This is a genomic window from Sabulibacter ruber (assembly GCF_017355955.1).
Classification (GTDB): domain Bacteria; phylum Bacteroidota; class Bacteroidia; order Cytophagales; family Hymenobacteraceae; genus Nibribacter; species Nibribacter ruber_A.
On record NZ_JAFFID010000004.1, the window covers coordinates 420,771 to 442,882 of the forward strand.

General features: G+C 51.0%; 18 protein-coding genes. 12 read left to right on the forward strand and 6 right to left on the reverse strand.

The annotated features are described in order from the left end of the window. The first annotated feature begins 104 nt into the window (after positions 1 to 104). Positions 105 to 731, forward strand: coding sequence for a TetR/AcrR family transcriptional regulator (locus tag JT719_RS19835; protein WP_207435469.1), 627 nt, complete (start codon positions 105 to 107; stop codon positions 729 to 731). 95 nt (positions 732 to 826) lie between these two features. Here JT719_RS19835 and JT719_RS19840 read toward each other — a convergent pair whose 3' ends face one another. Then, complete coding sequence (locus JT719_RS19840; RefSeq protein ID WP_207435470.1) at positions 827 to 1,351, reverse strand: GAF domain-containing protein; 525 nt, start codon at positions 1,349 to 1,351, stop codon at positions 827 to 829. Positions 1,352 to 1,720: 369 nt separating this feature from the next. Between JT719_RS19840 and JT719_RS19845 the strand changes: the two genes are divergently transcribed. The 9 genes from JT719_RS19845 to JT719_RS19885 all read left to right on the forward strand — a co-directional run bounded on the left by JT719_RS19845 (position 1,721) and on the right by JT719_RS19885 (position 12,898). Beyond that, positions 1,721 to 2,749, forward strand: coding sequence for a quinone-dependent dihydroorotate dehydrogenase (locus tag JT719_RS19845; RefSeq protein WP_207435471.1), 1,029 nt, complete (start codon positions 1,721 to 1,723; stop codon positions 2,747 to 2,749). Between the two features lie 84 nt (positions 2,750 to 2,833). Next, on the forward strand, positions 2,834 to 5,503 hold the full coding sequence (locus JT719_RS19850) for a DNA translocase FtsK (protein ID WP_207435472.1): 2,670 nt from the start codon (positions 2,834 to 2,836) through the stop codon (positions 5,501 to 5,503). A gap of 29 nt (positions 5,504 to 5,532) precedes the next feature. Continuing rightward, entirely contained in the window at positions 5,533 to 6,186 is a 654-nt protein-coding gene (lolA1, locus tag JT719_RS19855; RefSeq protein ID WP_207435473.1) for an outer membrane lipoprotein periplasmic chaperone LolA1, read from the forward strand. A gap of 170 nt (positions 6,187 to 6,356) precedes the next feature. After that, positions 6,357 to 7,187, forward strand: coding sequence for an orotidine-5'-phosphate decarboxylase (pyrF, locus tag JT719_RS19860; protein WP_207435474.1), 831 nt, complete (start codon positions 6,357 to 6,359; stop codon positions 7,185 to 7,187). Between the two features lie 122 nt (positions 7,188 to 7,309). Continuing rightward, positions 7,310 to 8,608 (forward strand): DUF2851 family protein, encoded by a 1,299-nt coding sequence (locus JT719_RS19865; RefSeq protein WP_207435475.1) that lies wholly within the window; start codon positions 7,310 to 7,312, stop codon positions 8,606 to 8,608. Further along, on the forward strand, positions 8,605 to 9,900 hold the full coding sequence (locus tag JT719_RS19870; protein WP_207435476.1) for a hypothetical protein: 1,296 nt from the start codon (positions 8,605 to 8,607) through the stop codon (positions 9,898 to 9,900). The genes JT719_RS19865 and JT719_RS19870 overlap by 4 nt, the downstream gene beginning before the upstream one ends. A 155-nt stretch (positions 9,901 to 10,055) precedes the next feature. Then, complete coding sequence (locus JT719_RS19875; protein WP_207435477.1) at positions 10,056 to 10,688, forward strand: NeuD/PglB/VioB family sugar acetyltransferase; 633 nt, start codon at positions 10,056 to 10,058, stop codon at positions 10,686 to 10,688. Positions 10,689 to 10,911: 223 nt separating this feature from the next. Further along, positions 10,912 to 11,880, forward strand: coding sequence for an oxygen-dependent tRNA uridine(34) hydroxylase TrhO (gene trhO, locus JT719_RS19880; RefSeq protein ID WP_207435478.1), 969 nt, complete (start codon positions 10,912 to 10,914; stop codon positions 11,878 to 11,880). A 154-nt stretch (positions 11,881 to 12,034) separates the two neighbouring features. Continuing rightward, on the forward strand, positions 12,035 to 12,898 hold the full coding sequence (locus tag JT719_RS19885; RefSeq protein WP_207435479.1) for a nucleoside phosphorylase: 864 nt from the start codon (positions 12,035 to 12,037) through the stop codon (positions 12,896 to 12,898). A 134-nt stretch (positions 12,899 to 13,032) separates the two neighbouring features. Here the strand turns inward: JT719_RS19885 and JT719_RS19890 are convergent, their stop codons facing one another. Together JT719_RS19890 and JT719_RS19895 are read right to left on the reverse strand one after the other, a co-directional pair. Continuing rightward, positions 13,033 to 13,332, reverse strand: coding sequence for a hypothetical protein (locus JT719_RS19890; RefSeq protein WP_207435480.1), 300 nt, complete (start codon positions 13,330 to 13,332; stop codon positions 13,033 to 13,035). Positions 13,333 to 13,490: 158 nt separating this feature from the next. After that, on the reverse strand, positions 13,491 to 14,510 hold the full coding sequence (locus JT719_RS19895; protein ID WP_207435481.1) for an acyl-CoA reductase: 1,020 nt from the start codon (positions 14,508 to 14,510) through the stop codon (positions 13,491 to 13,493). Between the two features lie 123 nt (positions 14,511 to 14,633). On the opposite strand from JT719_RS19895, the gene JT719_RS19900 reads away from it, so the two are divergent. Beyond that, complete coding sequence (locus JT719_RS19900) at positions 14,634 to 14,981, forward strand: 4Fe-4S dicluster domain-containing protein (protein WP_207435482.1); 348 nt, start codon at positions 14,634 to 14,636, stop codon at positions 14,979 to 14,981. A 554-nt stretch (positions 14,982 to 15,535) separates the two neighbouring features. Then, a complete protein-coding gene (locus JT719_RS19905; RefSeq protein WP_207435483.1) occupies positions 15,536 to 18,169 on the forward strand; it encodes a valine--tRNA ligase in 2,634 nt (877 codons plus the stop codon). Positions 18,170 to 18,561: 392 nt separating this feature from the next. Here JT719_RS19905 and JT719_RS19910 read toward each other — a convergent pair whose 3' ends face one another. The 3 genes from JT719_RS19910 to JT719_RS19920 all read right to left on the reverse strand — a co-directional run bounded on the left by JT719_RS19910 (position 18,562) and on the right by JT719_RS19920 (position 22,111). Further along, on the reverse strand, positions 18,562 to 19,104 hold the full coding sequence (locus tag JT719_RS19910; protein WP_207435484.1) for a hypothetical protein: 543 nt from the start codon (positions 19,102 to 19,104) through the stop codon (positions 18,562 to 18,564). Positions 19,105 to 19,311: 207 nt separating this feature from the next. Further along, on the reverse strand, positions 19,312 to 20,685 hold the full coding sequence (locus tag JT719_RS19915; RefSeq protein ID WP_207435485.1) for a dihydrolipoamide acetyltransferase family protein: 1,374 nt from the start codon (positions 20,683 to 20,685) through the stop codon (positions 19,312 to 19,314). Between the two features lie 163 nt (positions 20,686 to 20,848). Next, complete coding sequence (locus tag JT719_RS19920; protein WP_207435486.1) at positions 20,849 to 22,111, reverse strand: competence/damage-inducible protein A; 1,263 nt, start codon at positions 22,109 to 22,111, stop codon at positions 20,849 to 20,851. Position 22,112: the final 1 nt, after the last annotated feature.

The window sequence follows — 22,112 nt, forward strand, 5'->3', positions numbered from 1 at the left end:
CAAAGCCACGTTTTACAACTTAATCAGCTTGTAAATAAGCTTAGCTCAATTGAGCTAATGCAAAGATAGCGTGAATTTTGGTAATTTAGCTCCAAAGAGCTAATATGAAGGAAAAGATTATTGGTCAGGCGGTAGAGATTTTTAACCGGAAAGGGATCACGCAAGCTACCCTCAGGGATATTGCCCGGGAACTTGGCATCAGTGACGGGCACTTGCGGTACTACTTCAAAACAAAGGAAGACCTGGTGCTCACAATTTTCTCTGCCATGGAAAGAGAAATCGCCTCGTTTGCCGCTGAGGGATCAATGATGCCCTTTACCGCCCAATCTTTGGTTCTGGCTCTTTCCAAAAGTTACGCGGTTATGTACCGGTATGTCTTCTTTTTTACCGAGTCCACGGCCATCCTGGAAACATTCCCTAAAGTTTATGCCGCGTACCAGCACCTGATTCAAAGCAGAAGGGAGTTGGTGCTAACTATTTTAGAGCAATTCAGAAAAGAAGGCGTTTTCGCCGAATCCATGGATGTCAGCCTGTTTCCTGTGTTATTTGAGCAGGTTTTCATCCTCTCCGATAACTGGGTGAAATACGCTCGGTTGCCCCAGAATGCGCACCTCACAGAAGCAGAGCAGATAGACCGTTACGTGGCGGTTTCCGTGGCCTTGTTCCTACCTTATTTCAATACCCAGTTCAAAGATGAAGTCACCGAGTGGGTGAGGAAAGTTGTCAGATAATCTGCCCAAAAGTAGCAGGGATAGCTAGCTTACTCCTGAAAACTACTCCTCTTGACAAAGTCTGTTCTAAGCCAAAAAATTTCTCAGAGACCTGGTTAGGCTGATTTTTCTAACAGAATCTCCAGAGAAGGGGAAAGAATGGTGATGACAAACTCAAGTAAGTTAGGGTTTGGGAGCGGTTTCTGGTGCAGAATAGCCAGGGTACCTATCAACTCATTGTTGGAATCCATCAGAGGCGCCCCAAAGTAGCTGTTGATGCCATACTCCTGCAGGTACAAATCACGGGGAAACAGCTTCTGGACTTTAGAAGGGAAGTACAAAACGCCGTGCCGGTTCAGGTTGGCGCACGGAGTGCCTTCCAGATCCACCATGGGGTTTATGCCAAGTGCCTGGCCCTGGTAGAAGATGCGCACCACCTGCATTTTGCCTTCCTCTTTTGTTTTGCGGCAAACCATGACCACCTCGGCCCCGGTGTGTTTGTACAGGAACTGCAAAACCCTATCTAAATAAGAAACCTGGCCTGACTGTTGGGTCAGTAAAACGGACTCATCCAGCACTATCTTTTCATCGGAGTTCCAGCTTACTTCCAGCCTGGGGTTCCAAGTTTCTAATACGCTCATCTTGTCTGGTTGACTTTCTTCAAGGAGCAAATTACATGCCTAAACAGCACCTGAGGATTGAATCAGTCTTTCTAAAAATAGAGAGAACCCTGTGTAAGTGCAACAGCTATATCAAAGATATTTAAATTATTTAAAAAGTAGTTCTAGGTATTTGTTCATTTTTCAGCTTATTTCTGGAAAACGAGGCGAAAACAGAAAATCAGCTTCATCAGGTTGATAGTTACCTGTTCAGATCCTCTGTAAGGCGGTACAAGGGTACCTGTAATAACTCATTCTTTACAGCGGAGCAGGACTGGGTAAGAGGATAAATCAGGAATTTCACCCCAGAAGCAGGCTAATTCTTTATCTTTGCCTAAACCTGTTTTTACCGTGTACAAGAATCTCATCCGCCCATTACTTTTCCAGTTAGATCCAGAGAAGGTGCACCATCTCACCACCTCAGCCCTTAAAAGCGCCTACCAAGTACCGTTGGCCAAGTCTATCAGCCGGGGCATGTTCCAGGTAACCGACCAGCGGCTGGAGCGCAAGGTTTTCGGGCTCACGTTTCCTAACCCGGTGGGGTTGGCGGCAGGGTTTGACAAAGATGCCCGCCTGATTGATGAGTTCGCTGAGATGGGGTTCGGGTTTATCGAGATCGGGACATTGACACCCAAGGCCCAGGCGGGTAACCCCAAACCGCGTTTGTTCCGCCTGCCGCAGGACGGAGCCATCATCAACCGCATGGGTTTCAACAACGAGGGGGTAGAGAAAGCCGTAGAGCGCCTGCGGAGCCGCAAAAGCAGCGTGATTGTGGGCGGCAACATCGGCAAAAACAAGGTCACGCCCAATGAGCAGGCCCTGCAGGATTACCTGTACTGCTTTGATGCCCTGTATGACGTGGTAGATTATTTTGTGGTGAACGTGAGTTCGCCCAATACCCCAGACCTGCGGGCGTTACAGGAAAAGGAGCCTTTGCGCGAGTTGCTCAGCAACCTGCAGAACCGGAACCAGGGCAAAGCCAAGCCCAAGCCTTTATTACTGAAGATTGCGCCAGACCTGAACAAGGCACAACTGGATGACATTGTGGAGATAGCGGTGCAAACCAATCTATCAGGGGTAATTGGTACCAATACCACCATCAGTAGGGCAGGGCTAAGTACGCATGCCAGAACGGTGGAGGAAATGGGAGCCGGTGGCCTGAGCGGCAAACCGCTGACCAAAGCCTCTACCGAAGTGTTGCGCTACCTGCGGCAACAACTTCCCGAAGCCATAAGGCTGGTAGGAGTGGGCGGAATCATGACCCCGGAAGATGCCCTGGAAAAGCTGTCCGCCGGTGCCGATTTGATCCAATTATACACCGGTTTTATTTACGAGGGGCCGTGGCTGATCAAGCAGATTAACCAGCGGCTACTCAGGTAAATACTATATAGTAGATACCAAATACAGGCAAAATGTTCAAGACTTATTGAACGGAAAAATGTAGATTTGAAGTTTGGAGACAGCATGGCAACGAACACATACAAACGCGATGTAGGGACTGGTCCGCGGCCTAAGAACACGCCCCGGACTCAGAATGAACCGAAGGGAAAGACAGAAGCACGCGCCCCCAAAGAGGCCAAGCCCAGAAAGTCGTTCCCTAAACCGCAACTTTCCTTTGATTTCCTGAAAGACCGACGGCTACAGCTTTTTGTCGGGTTTTTCTTCCTGCTGTCTTCCCTGTACCTGACCATCGCCTTTGTCTCGTTCCTGTTCACGGGCACGGCAGACCAGAGCATTGTGGAGTCAGTGACCACCGAGGACGTGAAGGAAGCCGGTCTGGCCTCTGAGAACTGGCTGGGCTTGTTTGGTGCCTGGATTTCTGACTATTTCATTAACCGGTGGTTTGGCGTAGCCTCCTTCTTCTTTATTCCTATCGTTTTTTACATAGGGTATAAAATCGTTTTCCGGCGCACGTCTATTACCCTATCGTCCGTGGTAACCCTTTGCCTTTTCGGGCTGTTGTGGGGCTGCATCACGGCGGGTTATCTGGTACTTTTGAATAATTCTGCCGCAGATTTCGGGTATTTAAGCGGAGCCATTGGCTACGAGAGCGCCCTTTGGTTGCAGAGCCTTTTAGGGTGGGGAACCGGTTTGCTGATGGGTTTTGCCCTCATTGCTTTTGTGATGTTCTTCTTCAACATTACTACGCTGGGCAGACCAAAATTCCCGAAACTGGCTACGCCGGCCCCTGCTGTGGTGGAGAAATCAGATTCAGGTGTATACGCTTCTCCGTCAGTAGCCATGAATCACCTGACCAATCCTTCCGGTTCGTTTGAGCCAGAAGAAGAGGAACCCGAGTTCCCGGCCCCTTTTATCTTGAAGAAAAAGCAAGTGGAGCCAGAACCCGAGCAACAACCAGAACTTGAGTATGAGCCCGAAGACGAGTATGAAGAGGAGTTTGTGGACGAGGAGGAAGAAGTAGAGGAACCCGAAGAAAACCTCTTTGCCGTAAACGAATTGCCGGTTACTCCTAAAGCTGTTGCTCCTGCCGTTTCTGTGCCGCTTTCCCTGGAAGTGGACGAAGAAGAAGATGTCCTGATTGAAGATTCTGAGCCCGAAGACGAAATAGATTTAGCCATTGAGAAAGTGGCCGAGGAGGAAGAAGCCGATGAGTTGGTGAGCGAAAACTATGATCCAACCCTGGATCTGCCGCGCTACCAGTACCCGGCCCTGGAGCTGCTCATTGACTACGGCGTGGGCAAAGTACAGGTAACCAAAGAAGAACTGGAGGCCAACAAAGACCGCATTGTAGAGACCCTGGGGAACTACAACATCGGCATCGCCAGTATTAAAGCCACCATTGGGCCAACCGTAACGCTGTACGAAATTGTGCCCGATGCCGGGGTGCGTATCTCCAAGATCAAGAGCCTGGAAGACGACATTGCCTTGAGCTTGGCCGCCTTGGGTATCCGGATCATCGCGCCAATTCCGGGCAAAGGTACCATCGGGATTGAGGTGCCGAACAAGAAAAAGGAGATGGTACCTATCAAGTCCATCCTGAGCACCGAGAAATTCCTGAAAAGCGAGATGGACCTGCCTATCGCCTTCGGGAAAACCATTACCAACGAGGTCTTCATTGCCGATTTGGCCAAAATGCCGCACTTGCTCATGGCGGGTGCCACGGGGCAGGGTAAATCGGTGGGTCTGAACGCGATCTTGACTTCGCTTCTATACAAGCGCCACCCTTCGCAGTTGAAGTTTGTGCTGGTAGACCCTAAAAAGGTGGAATTATCTTTGTTCAACAAGATAGAGCGCCACTTCCTGGCCAAACTGCCCGATGCCGAGGAGGCCATCATCACCGATACCAAAAAGGTAGTGAATACGCTGAACTCGCTCTGTATGGAGATGGACCAGCGCTATGATCTGCTCAAAGACGCCGGTTGCCGCAACCTGAAGGAGTACAACCTCAAGTTTGTAGAGCGCCGCCTGAACCCCAAGAAAGGCCACCGTTTCATGCCGTTCATTGTGCTGGTAATTGACGAGCTGGCCGACTTGATGATGACCGCCGGTAAAGAGGTGGAAACACCAATCGCGCGTCTGGCGCAGCTGGCCCGGGCTATCGGGATTCACCTGGTGGTAGCAACGCAGCGTCCATCAGTGAACGTGATTACGGGTATCATCAAAGCCAACTTCCCGGCCCGTATCTCTTTCAAGGTAACGTCTAAGATTGACTCCCGTACCATTCTGGACACCGGCGGCGCCGATCAGTTGATTGGTCAGGGAGACATGCTGTTCTCGCTGGGGTCAGACCTCATACGGGTGCAGTGCGCGTTTGTGGATACACCGGAAGTGGACCGCATCTGTGAGTTCATTGGCGAGCAGCAGGGTTACCCGGATGCCTATCTGTTGCCGGAGTTTGTGGGCGATGAAAGCGGCAACGAGAAAGCCGATTTTGACCCCAGCAACAAAGATTCCATGTTTGAAGAAGCCGCCCGGATTGTGGTCACGCACCAGCAGGGAAGTACTTCGCTGTTGCAGCGTCGTCTGAAACTGGGCTACAACCGTGCCGGCCGATTGATTGACCAATTGGAGGCTGCCGGCGTGGTGGGACCATTTGAGGGAAGCAAGGCCCGTGAAGTTTTAATTCCGGATGAATACAGTTTGGAACAGTTATTGAATAATATGAATCCGTAAGTAAAACCGAATTCATTTAACTAGAGACCATGAAACGATTCTTTTCATATCTGCTTGTACTGTTAGCGATGGTTCAGCTGACCAACGCTCAGAACGTGCAGAAAGACCCCCAAGCCGAGCGAGTTCTGGATGCCATGAGCAAGAAATACCAGGCCATGAACGCTTTCAAAGTAGCGTTTACCCAAACGGTAGAAAGCCCATCGGCCAAAGCCAAGGAGTCCATCAGCGGCGATATTACCGTGTCTGGTAACAAGTTCAGGCTGGCCGTGGCCGGGCAGGAAATCATCAACAACGGCGCTACCATCTGGACGTTCATGAAGAAAGAGAACGAAGTCACTATTTCTGACAACGACCCAGATGAGCAGGAGCTAACGCCTAACCAGATCTATAATCTTTACAAGAAAGGCTACCGTTACATGTATGCCGGTGAAGAGAAAGAAGGAGGAGAGGCTGTGCACGTGATTGACTTAACCCCCAATGACCGGGATAACCAAGTGTTCAAGATCCGGCTCCACATCAGCAAAAAGGACAACTCTTTGAAGTCCTGGAAGATGTTCCGTAAAAACGGCAACCGGTACACCTACAAAGTGAACAAGTTCACGCCTAACCCTCCGGTAACCGCTACTACTTTTGCCTTTGACAAAACCAAATACAAAGGCGTAAAGGTAGTTGACCTGAGGTAGTAACCTGTAGTACGTACCAAATATCAAGATTTTTTAGAAAGGCTCCTGCTGAAAAGCGGGAGCCTTTTTCATGGGTTTAGCCTTGGGTTCATTCACCATTTTTCAACCGATTTTCCCAAAACATGCTCAAAACGCTTTAGCTTTGCGGTAACCTACTTAACCATTGACTCATGAACAGACAACAGCTTTTTGAGCAGATTCAGCGCAAGCGTTCTTACCTCTGCATCGGCCTGGATACCGACATCAAGAAGATTCCTCCGCATTTGCTTCAGTTTGAGGATCCTATTTATGAGTTCAACCGGCAGATCATTGAGGCTACCGCAGATCTGTGTGTGGCGTACAAGCCCAACATCGCGTTCTATGAGGCGCACGGGCCAAAAGGTTGGGTAAGCTTAGAGCGCACCTTGAATGTCATTCCGCAGGATATCTTCACCATTGCCGATGCCAAGCGTGGCGACATAGGGAACACCTCAGAGCTGTATGCACGTGCCTTCTTTGAGCAGATGAACTTTGATTCGCTCACCGTGGCGCCGTACATGGGCATAGATTCAGTAACGCCTTTCCTGCAGTTCCCCAACAAGTGGGTGATTCTGCTGGCGCTCACTTCCAATCCTGGCCATGATGATTTCCAGTTGTTGAGCGTGGTGTCTGAGGGCAAATCGTACTTCATGTTTGAGAAGGTCATCCACAACAGCCAGACTTGGGGCACCGCAGACAACATGATGTACGTGGTAGGGGCTACCCGGCATGACTATATTGAGCGAATCAGGGATCTGGCTCCGGATCATTTCCTGCTGGTACCTGGGATTGGAGCCCAGGGCGGCAACCTGGAAGAAGTCTCCAGATACGGGATGAACAAGCAATGCGGCCTGTTGGTGAACTCTGCCCGCCAGATTATTTACGCCTCCCAAGGCGAAGACTTTGCCGAAAAAGCCCGTGAGGCTGCCTTGTTGGTACAGCGCGAAATGGAGCAGTATCTAGATAAATACCTGCCCAGATAACCAACCACTGTTTTAGAGCAGTTTTCTGTAATTCACAGCCAAAATATAGCCTAACCTCTAATTGGGGAAACAGCCTTTCACAATCTGTTGCGTATGTGCAGAAATATGTGAAAGGCTGTTTCATGAAAGAAGATTTCCTGCACTACATCTGGCGTTACCAATACTTCCGAAAAGACAGGCTGCTGACCACTGCCCACGAGGAAATCACAGTACTGCACCCAGGTTTCTACAACCGCTCAGATGCGGGTCCCGATTTTTCTGGTGCGCGCGTAAAACTAGCCGGCACCGAATGGATAGGTAGCGTGGAACTGCACCTTAAAGCCTCTGACTGGCAAAAGCACCAGCACCAGCATGATGCCAAGTACAACCAGGTAATACTGCATGTGGTGTGGGAAAACGATGAAGCCGTTTACCGCGAAGAGGGAACCCTGATGCCTACCCTGGAGCTGAAAGACCGGGTTCTTTTGCCTCTGCAATCTACCTATGAGGAATTGCTGTGGAGCAGAGACGTGATTCCTTGTGCTGCACAGGTTCCCGGGTTAGAGAGCATCTTCAAATCTTCCATGATGGACAAAGCCCTGCTGGAACGATTGGAAGGGAAAGCTAGCTTGGTGTTGGAGCGGCTGGAGCAAAACAAACAGGACTGGGAAAGCACGGTTTACCAGACCATGGCCGCTGGCTTCGGGTTCAAAATCAATCAGGCCGGATTTCTGAGACTTACCCAGATATTGCCCTGGAGCATAATCAAGAAATACAGGCACTCGCCGAAGCAACTGGAAGCTTTAGTGTTTGGTCAAGCCGGTTTTCTTCAGTTACCTGAGGCTCTGGTAGATGAGTACCTCAGCAGTTTAGCCAAAGAGCACCGTTATCTGGCGCAGAAGCATACCTTGCCAGCTTCTTTACCTTTCAGTGCTTGGAACATGCTCAGGCTCAGGCCCGCTAATTTCCCGTCCGTTCGGTTAGGGCAATGGTTGGCAGTTCTACTAGCCCATGAGCACCTTTGGTCAGACTTAATCGCCTGTGAGACCAAAGCAGATTACTTCAATTACTTCCGGCAAACTCCTCCTGTTTACTGGCAACAGCACTACGCTCATGGAAAACCAGCCGTGCATCCATTTACCCAGATAGGAGAGGAGAGCATCCAGGGACTTATGATTAATGTGGTGGCTCCTTTATTAGTGGCCTATAGCAGACGGATGGACAATGCCGCTTTCCAGGAAAAGGCTGTGGGTATGCTGGAAGATCTTGCCAAAGAGAACAACCGAGTGACACGCTTGTTCAGCAGTCTTCATTTCCCCCATACCTCGGCGGCAGACTCCCAAGCTCTGCTAGGGTTGTACCATTCCTACTGTACTCCCCGGAAATGCGTACATTGCACCATCGGGCACCGCCTGATGAAACAGAATCTTTCTCCTGCATGAACCAGCTCGCTGATTGGCTCCACCTTCCGGTTTTCTTTTTCTTGGTCTTACTGCTGTGGAGGTCCGCTAAAGGGCAGGCAAATGCATGGGTTTTTTGGTCCGCCCTGTTGTTTAAACTTAGTTGCGGAGTGTTGCTCGGTTGGGTTTACCTTCACTACTTGGGGGGCGGAGATACCTGGGTTTACCATCAGCAGGCCTTCAAAGTAAAAGAGGTCGCCAGCCAGAATCTGGGACAATACTTTCGTCTGCTGCTTTTCAATGAAACAGACAACATTCCAATAGGCTTTACTAAGTGGCGGGATTATTCCAATTCCTTTTTCTTTTTAAAGTTATTGAGTGTTGTCTGCTTGCTAACTAACAACTCTTATTGGTTCAGTAGCTTATATCTTTCCTTGTTCAGCTTTTGGGGATGTTGGTTTCTGGTACGAAAGGTACAGGAGCATTATCCGGATTTCGGAATGGGAGCAATCATCGCTTTTCTGTTCTTTCCTTCCGTGGTTTTTTGGACCAGTGGAATCACCAAAGACGCGGTTTTCATGGGAAGCCTTTGCCTCACTGTTGGGCTGTTCCTGAAACTATACAAGACCAAAAGTGTAACTGAGACAACTAGAGGTTTGCTGTTGCTTTTGCCTTGTGTCTGGCTTCTCTGGCGCATCAAGTTCTTCTTGACGGCAGTACTCCTTGTATTACTGGTCACTTTCTTGTTTGTAAAATGGCTAGTTAGGCGTGTAGATTGGCTACGACCAGCCATAAGGCAGTTCATGATTTGGTTGGGTTTATTAACAGCAGGTGCGTTTATCGCCTCCTTTGCTCATCCTACCTTTAAACTGGACTTCTTTGCTAAGCACATCCTTTGGAACTACCGTAATCTCTCCGCTAAGACAGATTTGTCAAACCCGCATCTGGAGTTTCCCAACCTGGAACCTAATCTTGTCTCCATATTGCAGCATGCACCCGAAGCTGTCTTGCAGATGCTTGTAAGGCCCTTACTGTGGGAACCTGCGCGTTTTTTTTATAAGGCGATGGCACTGGAGAATACTGCCTTGCTCTTAACCATACTCCTAACGGTGTTCCAACTCCTTAAGAATCTAAAAAAGCCTGTGCTACCTTCGTTTCTGGCCGTGCTATTGGTGTTTTTCTGCATCGCGGCCGTGTTGGTAACTTTGCCTACTCCTAATCTGGGTTCTCTGCACCGGTACCGGGCACCATTGTTACCCTTCTTTTTGTTAGTGGTGATAAGCTGGGGACCAATCCCTCACTGGATCAAACGGCTGTCTTCCAGGAGAGAGTAAGCTATTCGGTTTTCTTTGCCTATTTTTGCGGGCTGATTGTTTTGTCTCATTTCCCTGAAAAGAGGCGAGAATCAGTAACGGCATTTTTCTGAAAAGAAGAAGCAAAGGAGGCTTTCCCATGTGAGTGAGCCGTAAATACAACAAACGTAAAGAACATGCAGAATCCGGTAATTATATTAGGCGCCCAGGAGTTGGGCGTGCTGGCCTTAGATGCCTTCCAAAGCAATGACGTCATTGTGTATTGTTTTCTGGATGACCAAGTGGCTTTGCAACGGAAAGAAGTGAACGACATCACCGTGATGGGGAACACAGAAGATGAGAACTTCCTGAAAATGTTGGGCAAGAAGTGCGACGTGTTTGTGGCCGCCGAGGACACTGCCGCGCGCAAAAGCCTCACCAATATGCTTAAGGAAGACTACAAAGTGGTGCCGGTCAATGCCATCCATAAATTCAGCTACGTGTCTGAGCACGCCTGGCTGGGGCACGGCAACTTCATCCAGGCCGGGGCTATTGTGAACGCCAATGCCAAAGTTGGCAACGGTTGCATTGTAGGCGCCCGGGCTGTGGTAGACACCAACGCGGTGCTGGAAGACAACGTGCAGTTAGGGGCCGGAGCCATGGTCAACGCCGGGGTCACCATTGCCGAGGGAGCCTTTGTGGGTACCGGAGCGGTGATCGTATCTGGCGTGAAGATTGGCAAAAACGCGCGCGTGGGTGCCGGCGCCGTGGTAGTGGCCGATGTGGCCGCGAAACAAACCGTTTTCGGGAACCCCGCCAAGCCTGTTTAAGGAAGGCATTGAACGCTAAATTCTGGACGTTAGATTTTTGTAGTCCTGATAGAATAGACTCAGGACTACAGACTCAGAACTCAGTACTGACAAAGGTCATCTTCCGTTTCCGGGCTGTTTTCCTTAAATTCGCACCAAAATGCAAACGCTGGTGTTGCCCAATAGCATATCAGCACATTCATCAATTAGCACATTAACTACACTTAGTCTGAAACTAAGCCGTATGAAAAAGTACAGTATCTTACTCTATTACCACTACACCAAGATTGAAGACCCAGAGGCTTTCCGGGAGGAACACCACCTGCTGTGCCTTAATCTAAACCTCTTGGGCCGCATTATTGTGGCCGCCGAAGGCCTGAACGGTACCGTTTCAGGCTTGGTAGAAGACTGCGAAGCCTACATGGCCGCCGTGAAGGCTGATCCTCGTTTTGAGGGCATCGACTTCAAAGTGGATTACGCCGATGAGCACGCGTTCACCAAACTGCACGTGCGGCACAAACCCGAGATTGTACATGCCGGGCTGCACAACGTAGATCCTACTCAGCGTACCGGGGTGCATCTCTCGCCAAAGGAGTTCAAGGAGATGAAAGACCAGGAAGATGTGGTGATTCTGGACGTGCGCTCAGACTATGAGCACAGCATGGGCAAGTTCAAGAACGCCGTGACCCTGGATATTGAAAACTTCCGGGAGTTTCCGGATAAGATTGACGAGCTCAAGGAGAAGTACGAGGGCAAGAAAATCCTGACGTACTGCACCGGCGGCATCAAGTGCGAGAAAGCCAGCGCGTTCCTTTTGGAGAAAGGTTTTGAGAACGTGTACCAGCTGCACGGCGGCATCATCAAGTACGGCATGGAAGCTGGCGGCGAGGACTTTGAGGGCAAATGCTACGTGTTTGATAACCGCGTGGCCGTGGATGTGAATACCGTGAACCCGGTGGTGATTTCCCGCTGCCATGTGTGTAACACGCCCTCGGCCAGAATGGTGAACTGCGCCAATCCGCACTGCAACCTGCACGTGCCTATCTGCCAGGAATGCGGGGTGAAAATGGACGGTGCCTGCTCTACCACTTGCCAGGAGCATCCAGACAAACGCCCGTACGATGGTACCGGTTACTACCAGAAAAACACCAACGGCTACAACCCGTACAAAGGCTTGAACCGACGCAAAAAGGAACAGCCCAAAGCCGTTTAAACAATAGAAAACAACTTGAGAAAGCGCCGGACGTTGTGCAAAGCAACTGGTCGGCGCTTTTTTGTTTTCCTACTTTGCCATACTACCTTAAGCAGCCGGAGAGGATTTCTCTTAAGCCCTTTGGCGCTATTGTACCACCTAAAACTATGAAACTATGTCCCGAATTCCGGAGTCTGAACTAATCCTGAACGCCGATGGCAGCATCTATCACCTGAACCTGCTGCCCGAGATGATCTCTGACACCATCATCACCGTGGGAGACCAGGACCGCGTGGCCCGCGTAAGCCGCTATTTTGATTCCATTGAGGTGCAGGTAGCCAAGCGCGAGTTTGTCACGCATACCGGCTATTACAAAGGCAAACGGATCTCGGTGGTGTCAACCGGTATTGGAACAGACAACATTGACATAGTCTTGAATGAACTGGATGCGCTGGTGAACATTGATTTTGTGAGCCGAGAACCCGTAGAGCCCGAAGACCGCATCTCTCTCAAGATTGTCCGCATTGGAACCTCCGGGGCCTTGCAGGAAGATGTGCCGCTGGGCAGCCACCTGGCTACTGAATATGCCGTGGGGCTTGATACCCTCATGCAATTCTACCCGCTCATGGAAACCGGCTATGAGACCGAGATTGCCGTGAACCTGCAGTTGGCGCTTGGTCTGGGATTTCTGCCTTACTGCGCAAAAGGCTCAGATATTCTGCGGGAGCAGATTGCGGGAGACATGATCCACGGCAACACGTTCACCTGTCCCGGGTTTTATGCCCCACAGGGCCGGTTGCTGCGTTTACAGCCCAAAATTGAAAATGTGATTGGGAAACTGAAAGACTTCCAGTTTGAGAACGTGCGGTTTACCAATTTTGAGATGGAAACCGCCGGAATCTACAGCCTGGGCCGACTATTGGGGCATGAAGTTCTTTCGCTCAACGCCATTGTGGCCAACCGCATTACCCATCAGTTTGCTTCAAACAGTGACGAGATTATAGATGACCTGATTCTGAAGGTATTGGACAGAATCTAACCTTCTTACCCATAAAAAAAGCCGAGGCCTTTGGTTGCACACCAAAGGCCTCGGCTTTTTTTGAACTAGTTTCCTGTTTAACCGGAAAACTGAAAGTAAGATCCTGAAGAAAGGTTAACCTTCAGGAGCATGCGCTAGAAAAATTCAACACCTAAAATAGAGCGGGTGGGTAGCGTAGCACCGGCTTTAATGGTAGTGTAATCTTTATCGGCTTGCCAGATAGTAGTTTGAACCCGAAGGATATCGCCGGTAGCTACCTGGAAAGTGATTTCCACTTTCCCATGATATCCGTTTCCTAAACGGCTGGCACGCTCTAAGTCATGCAGACGTCTTGTTTTTGACTCTTTGTCCGGTAACACATCCTCTTGGCCAAATTGTAATTGCGGGATAGTTTCTTTGTCTATCAGCTGGCAGTGGGGCAGGGTTTTTTCCATGGCATAATCATGTTTTGGCGTTAGTCAGTAGCCCAATGAATAAAGAACTTATTACATCTGCAAACGGTAAATCACACAATAAAGCTGCGTAAAATCTGTTGCCACCGAGAAAAAACACGTTTTAGAGCCACTTTCTGAGAAACAGCCCCAAAACTTAATTACAATTTAAGCAAGAATTCCATGGTATCCACGCCATCGGCATAATCATTTACAGAGGGGCACTGGGCCTGACCAAACGCGAAGCTTCTGGGCCAATGGGCTTCTTTGGAAACCACGCACTGCAGTTTTTCCTGCACCGCCTCCAGCTTTTGGCCTAAATCCTGCTGGTCTGTATACGTTTCATAGAAAAGAACCGAGATAGGAGAAACCAGTTGCTGGTTTTCAGTGACCATCAGGAAACCATTGTCCAGGTGCGGCACGCCGTTTACCAGGTAAATAGACTTGTTGTAGTCATAGTTGTTCTGGTACTTGTGGTGGTTGGCCACTTCCTGTTTAGACTGAATGGCTTCAAAAAACGGAGTGAAATCGTAATCTTGCGGCACGTAGGCTTTGGAGACGTTGCGGCAACCCAACCCGTAGTACTGCAAGATGTCATCGCCCAAAGAAGCCAGTTCTTCCTTGGTTTCATTGCCGGTGAGCACCGCCACGCTGGTGCGGTTCCTTCTGATGATGTGCGGCCGGTTGGCAAAGTAAAACTCAAAATGACGGGCGGTGTTGTCAGAACCGGTCGCAATCACGGCATCAGATTCCTTCATCATATGCACCAACTGGATCTGCTCCTGAAAACCGGGCTCAATGTCCACCAGTTTGCTCAAGAGGTGCGGCAACAGAAACGGATCGCCCGAGGCCGGTTTTGCCTGTAAGATATGACCAGCCAACAGAACGCAAAGCGCATCATGGAAACCCACGGCCGGAATGTTCCCCGCCATTACCACTCCCACTTTCTTAGGCGAAGGGTTAATTTGCGGAATATCATATTGAGCCAGCCAGGCCTCCAGCTGTTCTTTCTGCAACATGCTGGCAATGCCGTCCAGCGCCGCTGAAACATTTGGGAAGTCAAAGAAGTTATTGTGTTCACTGGCCCTGCGAGCCAGGTATCTGCGTTCCTCGACGGGTAAGGTGCGAAGGTAAACTCCTAGTTGTATAAAAGCGGATAGTCTGTTTTCTAAGGTAAGCATATTGGGGAAACAGTGGAAGCGTGAGAAACGTTTGATACAATGCGCATAACCTATTACTTTTGTGCGCGGAATGGCGTGCCGTTGGCGGTGCGAAATTACTAAAAAGAAACAGGAGATACGATTATGGCTATAATGATTACAGATGAGTGTATCAACTGCGGCGCATGCGAGCCGGAGTGCCCCAACACGGCTATCTATGAAGGTGGCGTACAGTGGACCTGGGCCGATGGTACCTCTCTGACCCAAGTGGAAAAAGACGGTGGCGTAACGGTAGACGGCAAAGCCCCGCAACCGCCTATCTCAGACGAGTTTTATTACATAGTCTCTGACAAGTGCACCGAGTGCGTCGGTTTCCACGAGGAACCGCAGTGTGCCGCGGTCTGCCCGGTAGACTGCTGCGTGGATGACCCCGACTATCGCGAGACCGAGGAAGCCTTACTAGCCAAGAAAGAGTGGTTGCACGCCAGCTAATCCTTCTATAGAAAGCTATTCAGGAACCCGCCTCGTGCGGGTTTTTTGTTTTCTGACGTTTCAGGGCTGCTTTCTGTAAAATTGACCCGAAACGGGAGCCACTATTTGTTCGCTGGCGCGAGCCTCCGGCTTGTGTCCACACGCATTCCATACCTTCTTTTTGTCCTCCTGGAAGGATCTTGTGGGCAAACGGCAGTTGCGTTTCTTCAATGCATGTCTGGTTTGGCAAAAGAGCCTTTCAGGATGAAAGAAGAGAGTGAATCTTGTTATCTCGGGAATGCGTGCGGACACGAGCCGGAGGCTCGCGCCAGCGGAAGCAGAGAGTTCCATGCAACAGACCTCGTAGTGTCCGAAGGTCCTACGAGTGTCTCCACCGGCATCGTTTATACACCGTTTTCCCGAAATCAGCCTGAAAACGGGAGCTTTACCGGAGAGCTTAACCAATATCTGTCAACTAACATCGGCTAATTTGCTATTTTTGTAGCTTCGCATGGTTCGTGCGGGCGCTGCTTCAGTAGCACATCAGCACATAAAAACATTAGCACATTGTAGTGATGTCAATTCCTAAAACATACAACCCCAAAGAAGTAGAAGACAAGTGGTACGCCACCTGGCTGGAGCGCGGCTTCTTCAAGTCTAAACCAAACCCCAGAAAAGAGCCTTACACGGTGGTAATTCCGCCGCCCAACGTAACGGGTGTGCTGCACATGGGCCACATGCTCAACAACACCATTCAGGATGTGCTGGTGCGCCGCGCCCGTATGCAAGGCAAAGAGGCTTTGTGGGTAGCGGGTACTGACCATGCTTCCATCGCCACTGAGGCCCGTGTGGTGAACATGCTTAAGGAGAAAGGCATCAACAAAAGTGACCTTACCCGCGAGGAGTTCCTGGAATACGCCTGGGAGTGGAAAGAGAAATACGGCGGCATCATTCTGGAGCAGCTCAAGAAACTGGGTGCCTCCTGCGACTGGGACCGCACCCGCTTCACCATGGAGCCAGACATGACCGATGCCGTACTTCAGGTGTTCGTGGATTTGTACCGCAAAGGCCACATCTACCGCGGTGTGCGCATGGTAAACTGGGACCCGCAGGGAATGACCGCATTGTCTGACGAGGAGGTAAACTTCAAGCAGGTAAACGGCAAGTTGTACTACCTGCACTACGCCATTGAAGGTTCTGACGAGGTGCTTACCGTTGCCACCAAACGCCCCGAGACCATCATGGGCGACGTGGCCATCTGCGTACACCCCGAGGATGAGCGGTACAAGCACTTGGCGGGGAAGAAAGCCATTATTCCGCTGGTGAACCGTGCCATTCCCATCATCTTTGATGAGTACGTAGACCGCGAATTCGGAACGGGGGTATTGAAAGTAACCCCGGCCCACGACATCAACGACTACGAACTGGGCGTGAAGCACAACCTGCCCAGCATTGATGTATTGAACGACAATGGAACCATCCATGAGCGCGCTGGCCTTTACGTGGGCGAGGACCGCTTTGTGGTGCGCAAGAAAATCACCAAAGACCTGGAAGCGGCTGGCCTGCTGGAGAAGGTGGAAGACTCCGTGACCAACGTAGGTTTCTCTGAGCGGACCGATGCCGTGATTGAGCCTAAGCTTTCTATGCAGTGGTGGTGCAAGATGGACGCCATGGCCAAACCAGCTCTGGAGAACGTGATGAACGACACCATCAAGCTGCACCCGCCTAAGTTCAAGAACATGTACCGTTCCTGGATGGAGAACGTGCACGATTGGTGTATCTCGCGTCAGTTGTGGTGGGGCCAGCGCATTCCGGCGTACTACCTGCCAGATGGTACGTTTGTAGTAGCGCGTACCGCCGAGGAAGCCTTAACCGAAGCCCGCGAGAAATCCGGCAACCCCGATCTGCAATTGTCTGACCTGCGTCAGGACGAAGACGTGCTGGATACCTGGTTCTCTTCCTGGTTGTGGCCTATCTCGGTGTTCGATGGGTTCAAAGACCCAGACAACGAGGATATCCTGTACTATTACCCCACCAATGACCTGGTAACCGCCCCTGAGATCCTGTTCTTCTGGGTGGCCCGGATGATCATGGCCGGGTACGAGTTCCGCAAAGAGTTGCCGTTCAAGAACGTGTATCTCACCGGAATTGTGCGTGATGCCCAAGGCCGCAAGATGTCTAAGTCGCTGGGGAATTCGCCAGATCCGCTGGATCTGATTGACAAGTACGGTGCCGATGGCGTGCGCGCGGGGATGCTCTTCAGCTCACCGGCCGGTAATGACTTGCTGTTTGATGAGAAACTCTGTGAGCAGGGCCGTAACTTCAGCAATAAGATCTGGAATGCGTTTAGGTTAATTAACGGCTGGGAAGTAGATGAGACTTTAGCGAACCCGAACGAGAAGGCCATCAAGTGGTTTGACTCCAAGTTCAACGAGGCGCTCAACACCCTGGAGGATCACTTCGACAAATTCCGGATTTCCGATGCCCTGCTCACCGTGTACAAACTGGTGTGGGATGATTTCTGCTCCAATTACCTGGAGATGATCAAACCGGCCTTCGGGTCACCCATTGACGCAGCTACGTTGCAGGCCACCAATGACTTCCTGGAGAAGCTTATGAAGGTGCTGCATCCGTTCATGCCGTTCATCTCTGAGGAGATCTGGAACTCCATGAAAGAGCGCACCGCCAAAGATTGCCTGGTGGTAGCTTCCTGGCCGCAGCAAGGTAGGGTAGACGCTGATCTGCTCAAGCAGACCGAGTACGTACTCAACGTGGTAGGCCAGATCCGGAACCTGCGCAACAGCAAGAACATTTCACCGGCCAAAAAGCTGGCCTTGCACGTGCGCCTGGTGGAAGGCAAGAACGCCATCGCGGGGTACGAAACGTTGGTAAGCAAACTGGCAAACCTGAGCGAAATCCAGGAAACCGAGCAGCAACTGGATAACGCGCTTTCCTTCGTGGTAGACAGTTCTGAGTTCTTCATCCCGATGGAAGGCAACATTGATGCCGCCGCTGAGCGCGCCCGTCTCCTGAAGGAACTTGATTACACCAAAGGCTTCCTGGCCAGCGTAGTGAAAAAGCTGAGCAACGAACGTTTCGTGAGCGGTGCCCCAGAAGCCGTAATCAGCGCTGAGCGCAAAAAGCAATCAGACGCCGAGGCTAAGATTGCCGCCTTGGAGCAGAGCCTTGCTGCGCTTCCTACTGAATAGAAGTTGAAATTTGATGAATAATAAAACGGCTGCTCTCAACAGAGCAGCCGTTTTTGTTTATAAGCCTTTTACGTTCTCACCCGTTGGCGCGAGTTTGTAACTCGTGCCAACCGATAATGGGTAGTCTCCAGACTACCCTCGCTGCCCCGCAGCGAAACCGCGCATGGCTGAGTTCCAATGGCAACTATGGCGCGGAAGTTACTTCCGTGCCTTTAGAACACAGGCAAGGAACGGAAGTAAACCGCGCCATAGAAAGGTCCTTTTAGCTTGTGGTTCCCGGCGAGTCTGGAGACTCGCTTCATCCCAAGCCACGAGACTGAAGTCTCGCGCCAGTGTTTTAGAATATCTTTACTCCATTTCAAGCTCGTTTTCTAGAAAACAGGCCTGAAACGCTACATGGTGTAAGAATCCAGCCTAGTCCAGGTGATGGCGCCGTTGTCTACAGAGAAGCGGAGCAGGACATAGCCGCCGTTGTGGCCGTCTTCAAAGTAAGCGAGGGCGTAGCGGTCATTCAGGATGCGCACGTCACGAATGGCCATGGTGCCGCCTACACTGCCAGAGGCGGTGACCAGGCTTTTCTGTTTCCGCATGACATCGTTCATCAGGTCGGCTTCCGGGTTCCTGAGGCCTTTGCGTTTGAGGCGCTGCACATCGCTTTCGCTTAGCGTACCGATTTCCTCTTCAAACGTGGTGGATTCCGGCGGGGTGATTTTCTCCTCGGCTACGGTGGGTGCTATTTCCGGTTGGGTAGACTGGGTAGGCCGAAGCGTATCTGCGGGCACATTATTCGTCATGCGCCGGATCTGCTGTTCCAGGCTGGTGATTTTCTCGTTGGCTGAGGCTAATTCAGTTTCGGCCTGGCTTTGCTTCCAGTAGAAGAATATGGACAGAAAAAGCAGAAAGGCAATGATGACGAGTAAAAGCGCATTTTTCATAGGGTAGAAATGTCAGATGGTCTGTTCAAGGTAAGATAACACTTTTACTATATTCTTGGGGTGTTGGTTCTGGAAATCCGTTTTAAGGCTGTTTTGCCGAAAAAGGGCTGGAAACGTACCTCATAACAGAAAAGCCTCTCCGGTAAAGGAGAGGCTTTTCTAGACAGAAGATCATTTTCAAATCTTCTTATTTTCAAATCGTTAAATCTAGATATTGGTGTTCGGATCGAAGCCTTCCAGGTAATCCGATACGCGGCGCACGAACATTCCGCCCAAAGAGCCGTCTACCACGCGGTGGTCATAGCTGTGCGACAGGAACATGAACTGCCGGATCCCGATCAAATCTCCCTCAGGAGTCTCAATCACAGCTGGTTTTTTTTTGATGGCCCCAACCGCCATAATCGCTACCTGAGGCTGCATGATGATTGGCGTACCCATCACGTTCCCGAAGGAGCCCACGTTGGAGATGGTGTAGGTAGGATCGGCCAGATCAGCGGCGGTGAGTTTGTTCAGACGCGCGCGGTTAGCCAGGTCGTTGACCTTCTTGGTGAGGCCGTTCAGGTTCATCTGGTCGGCGTTGTGGATCACGGGCACAATCAGGTTTCCGCTAGGCAGAGCCACGGCTACCCCAATGTTAATGTCGCGTTTCTTGATGATACGGTCGCCGTCTACGCTCACGTTGATCATCGGGAAATCCTTGATGGCTTTCACAATGGCCTCAATAAAGATAGGAGTGAAGGTGAGGTTCTCGCCCTCGCGCTTCTTGTAGGCATCCTTCATCTTGGTGCGCCAGTTCACCAGGTTGGTCACATCGGCCTCCACAAAAGAGGTCACGTGTGGGGAGATGCGCTTGCTGTCCACCATGCGCTGGGAGATCATCTTGCGCATGCGGTCCATCTCAATGATTTCCACGTTACCGCTGTACGATTGCGCCGGAGCCACAGCCGGAGTGCTGGCGGCTGGTGCAACCTGAGGCTGAGCGGCCGGAGTAGGTTGTGGCGCGGGAGCTGCAACTGGCTGGGCAACTGGTTGAGCTGCCGGAGCGGCTGAGCTTCCGTTCTGGCGGGCGGCCACGTACTCCAGGATATCTTTCTTAGACACGCGGCCCTCTTTGCCGGTACCCGGAATGTACTCCAGTTCCTGCATGGAAATGCCTTCCTCGCGGGCAATGTTCAGCACCAGCGGGGAATAGAAACGGCCCGAGGCTGGTTGCTCCAGGCGTTGGAACGTATGAGCGTTGGCTTGAGGAGCTTCAATGGGTTGAGCGACTTCCTGAGCTACGGGTTGGGCAACGGGGGCAGCTTCCTGCTCAGGGGCAGATGACGAAGGTTCTTCCTCACCGCCGGTGCTGATGATGGCAATAGGAGCGCCCACGGCCACTACCTGGCCTTCCTGTACCAGGATCTCTTTCAGGATGCCGCCCTGGATGGCCGGTACTTCCGTATCAACTTTATCAGTGGCTACTTCCAGAACAGACTCGTCTTGCTCAATGGTATCGCCCACTTGCTTCAACCATTTCAGCACGGTGCCTTCCATGATACTTTCGCCCATTTTGGGCATCACCATTTCTACAAGAGCCATATGTATGTGTCAGTCAATTTTTGTTTATGAAGAAACAGAATACCTCTGCCAGGTAGAGGAAAAGGGAATACAATGTTACAGAAAAAACAGGGAATGATTGTTCCCAACCCGTCACAGATTCCTTTGAACCTAACTGTTGTTAGGCAAATTTAGGCTTTTTTGTTTACACCTCAACTTGCGGCTGCAAACTTTGCCGGACAAGATCCAGTACCTGCAGGGCCGTGTACTCAATATTGAGTTGGCGGGTTTTGTTGTAATTGAGCTTGCGGGCAATGGTCTGGTGGGCATCTGCGTAGGCAATCCAGATGGTGCCTACGGGCTTCTCTGCAGTACCACCGTCAGGCCCGGCAATGCCGCTCGTGGCTAAGCCAATATCGGTTTTCAACAACTGGCGCACGCCTTCGGCCATGGCCCTAACGGTTTTTTCGCTCACGGCTCCGTGCTTTTCCAGCGTCTCGGCGGGTACGCTCAGTTGGGCTTTTTTGACCTCGTTGCTGTACGCCACCACGCTGCCCATAAAGTACGCCGAGCTACCCGGCACACTGGTCAACTTATGCGCCACTAACCCGCCGGTACAGCTTTCGGCAGTGGAAATGGTGAGGTTCCGTGCTTTCAATAACCGACCAATGGCATCTTCCAGGGTAACCTCGCCATAGGCAAAAATGTGTTGAGGAATGATCTGGGTAAGTTTTTCTACCTGGGCTTGCAGCTGGGTTTCCAGGTCCTGTACCCCATCAGACATTCCGGTCAGGCGCAGGCGTACGCCAACCAGATGAGGGAGATAGGCGAGCTTCAAATTAGCTGGCAGGTTGTTTTCCCAATCGGCGATGGTCTCTGAGAGGAAAGATTCGCCAATGCCAATGGTCTGCACCACTTTGTGGATGATCTGGGGCAGTTGGAAATGCTGCTGCAGGCGGGGCAGAATGATATCGGTCATCATCTGCTTCATCTCAAAGGGCACACCGGGCATGGAGACGATCACCGTTCCCTGCTCTTCAAACAACATTCCGGGGGCAGTGCCCAGGATGTTCCTGATGGGCGTGCAGGAGGCCGGCAGAAAGGCCTGTTGGCGGTTCACTTCCAGCATGGGGCGGTTGGAGCGCCTGAAAATGGCCTCCACATCGTCTAGAGAAGGTTGATGCAGCTGAAGCTCTGTGTTGAAGAACCTGGCCAAAGTATGTTTGGTGAGGTCATCTTTGGTGGGACCTAACCCGCCGGTAATCAGAATGACATCGGCTCTTGCAATGGTTTGCGAAAGCGTTTCTACAATGGCACCGGGGTTATCAGAGATGCTGGTGATCTGCATCACCCGGATGCCTATTTTTGCCAATTCCTGGCCAATCCAGGCGGAGTTGGTGTCTATGACCTGGCCGTACAAAAGCTCGTCGCCTATGGTGATGATTTCTGCCGATATTTCCTTTTTCATT

Excerpts from the sequence above, each read along its gene's own strand:
- JT719_RS19835 (WP_207435469.1), top strand. The coding sequence starts at position 105 with ATGAAGGAAAAGATTATTGGTCAGGCGGTAGAGATTTTTAACCGGAAA.
- JT719_RS19840 (WP_207435470.1), bottom strand. The coding sequence starts at position 1,351 with ATGAGCGTATTAGAAACTTGGAACCCCAGGCTGGAAGTAAGCTGGAAC.
- JT719_RS19850 (WP_207435472.1), top strand. The coding sequence starts at position 2,834 with ATGGCAACGAACACATACAAACGCGATGTAGGGACTGGTCCGCGGCCT.
- lolA1 (WP_207435473.1), top strand. The coding sequence starts at position 5,533 with ATGAAACGATTCTTTTCATATCTGCTTGTACTGTTAGCGATGGTTCAG.
- pyrF (WP_207435474.1), top strand. The coding sequence starts at position 6,357 with ATGAACAGACAACAGCTTTTTGAGCAGATTCAGCGCAAGCGTTCTTAC.
- JT719_RS19865 (WP_207435475.1), top strand. The coding sequence starts at position 7,310 with ATGAAAGAAGATTTCCTGCACTACATCTGGCGTTACCAATACTTCCGA.
- JT719_RS19870 (WP_207435476.1), top strand. The coding sequence starts at position 8,605 with ATGAACCAGCTCGCTGATTGGCTCCACCTTCCGGTTTTCTTTTTCTTG.
- JT719_RS19875 (WP_207435477.1), top strand. The coding sequence starts at position 10,056 with ATGCAGAATCCGGTAATTATATTAGGCGCCCAGGAGTTGGGCGTGCTG.
- trhO (WP_207435478.1), top strand. The coding sequence starts at position 10,912 with ATGAAAAAGTACAGTATCTTACTCTATTACCACTACACCAAGATTGAA.
- JT719_RS19885 (WP_207435479.1), top strand. The coding sequence starts at position 12,035 with ATGTCCCGAATTCCGGAGTCTGAACTAATCCTGAACGCCGATGGCAGC.
- JT719_RS19890 (WP_207435480.1), bottom strand. The coding sequence starts at position 13,332 with ATGGAAAAAACCCTGCCCCACTGCCAGCTGATAGACAAAGAAACTATC.
- JT719_RS19895 (WP_207435481.1), bottom strand. The coding sequence starts at position 14,510 with ATGCTTACCTTAGAAAACAGACTATCCGCTTTTATACAACTAGGAGTT.
- JT719_RS19900 (WP_207435482.1), top strand. The coding sequence starts at position 14,634 with ATGGCTATAATGATTACAGATGAGTGTATCAACTGCGGCGCATGCGAG.
- JT719_RS19905 (WP_207435483.1), top strand. The coding sequence starts at position 15,536 with ATGTCAATTCCTAAAACATACAACCCCAAAGAAGTAGAAGACAAGTGG.
- JT719_RS19910 (WP_207435484.1), bottom strand. The coding sequence starts at position 19,104 with ATGAAAAATGCGCTTTTACTCGTCATCATTGCCTTTCTGCTTTTTCTG.
- JT719_RS19915 (WP_207435485.1), bottom strand. The coding sequence starts at position 20,685 with ATGGCTCTTGTAGAAATGGTGATGCCCAAAATGGGCGAAAGTATCATG.
- JT719_RS19920 (WP_207435486.1), bottom strand. The coding sequence starts at position 22,111 with ATGAAAAAGGAAATATCGGCAGAAATCATCACCATAGGCGACGAGCTT.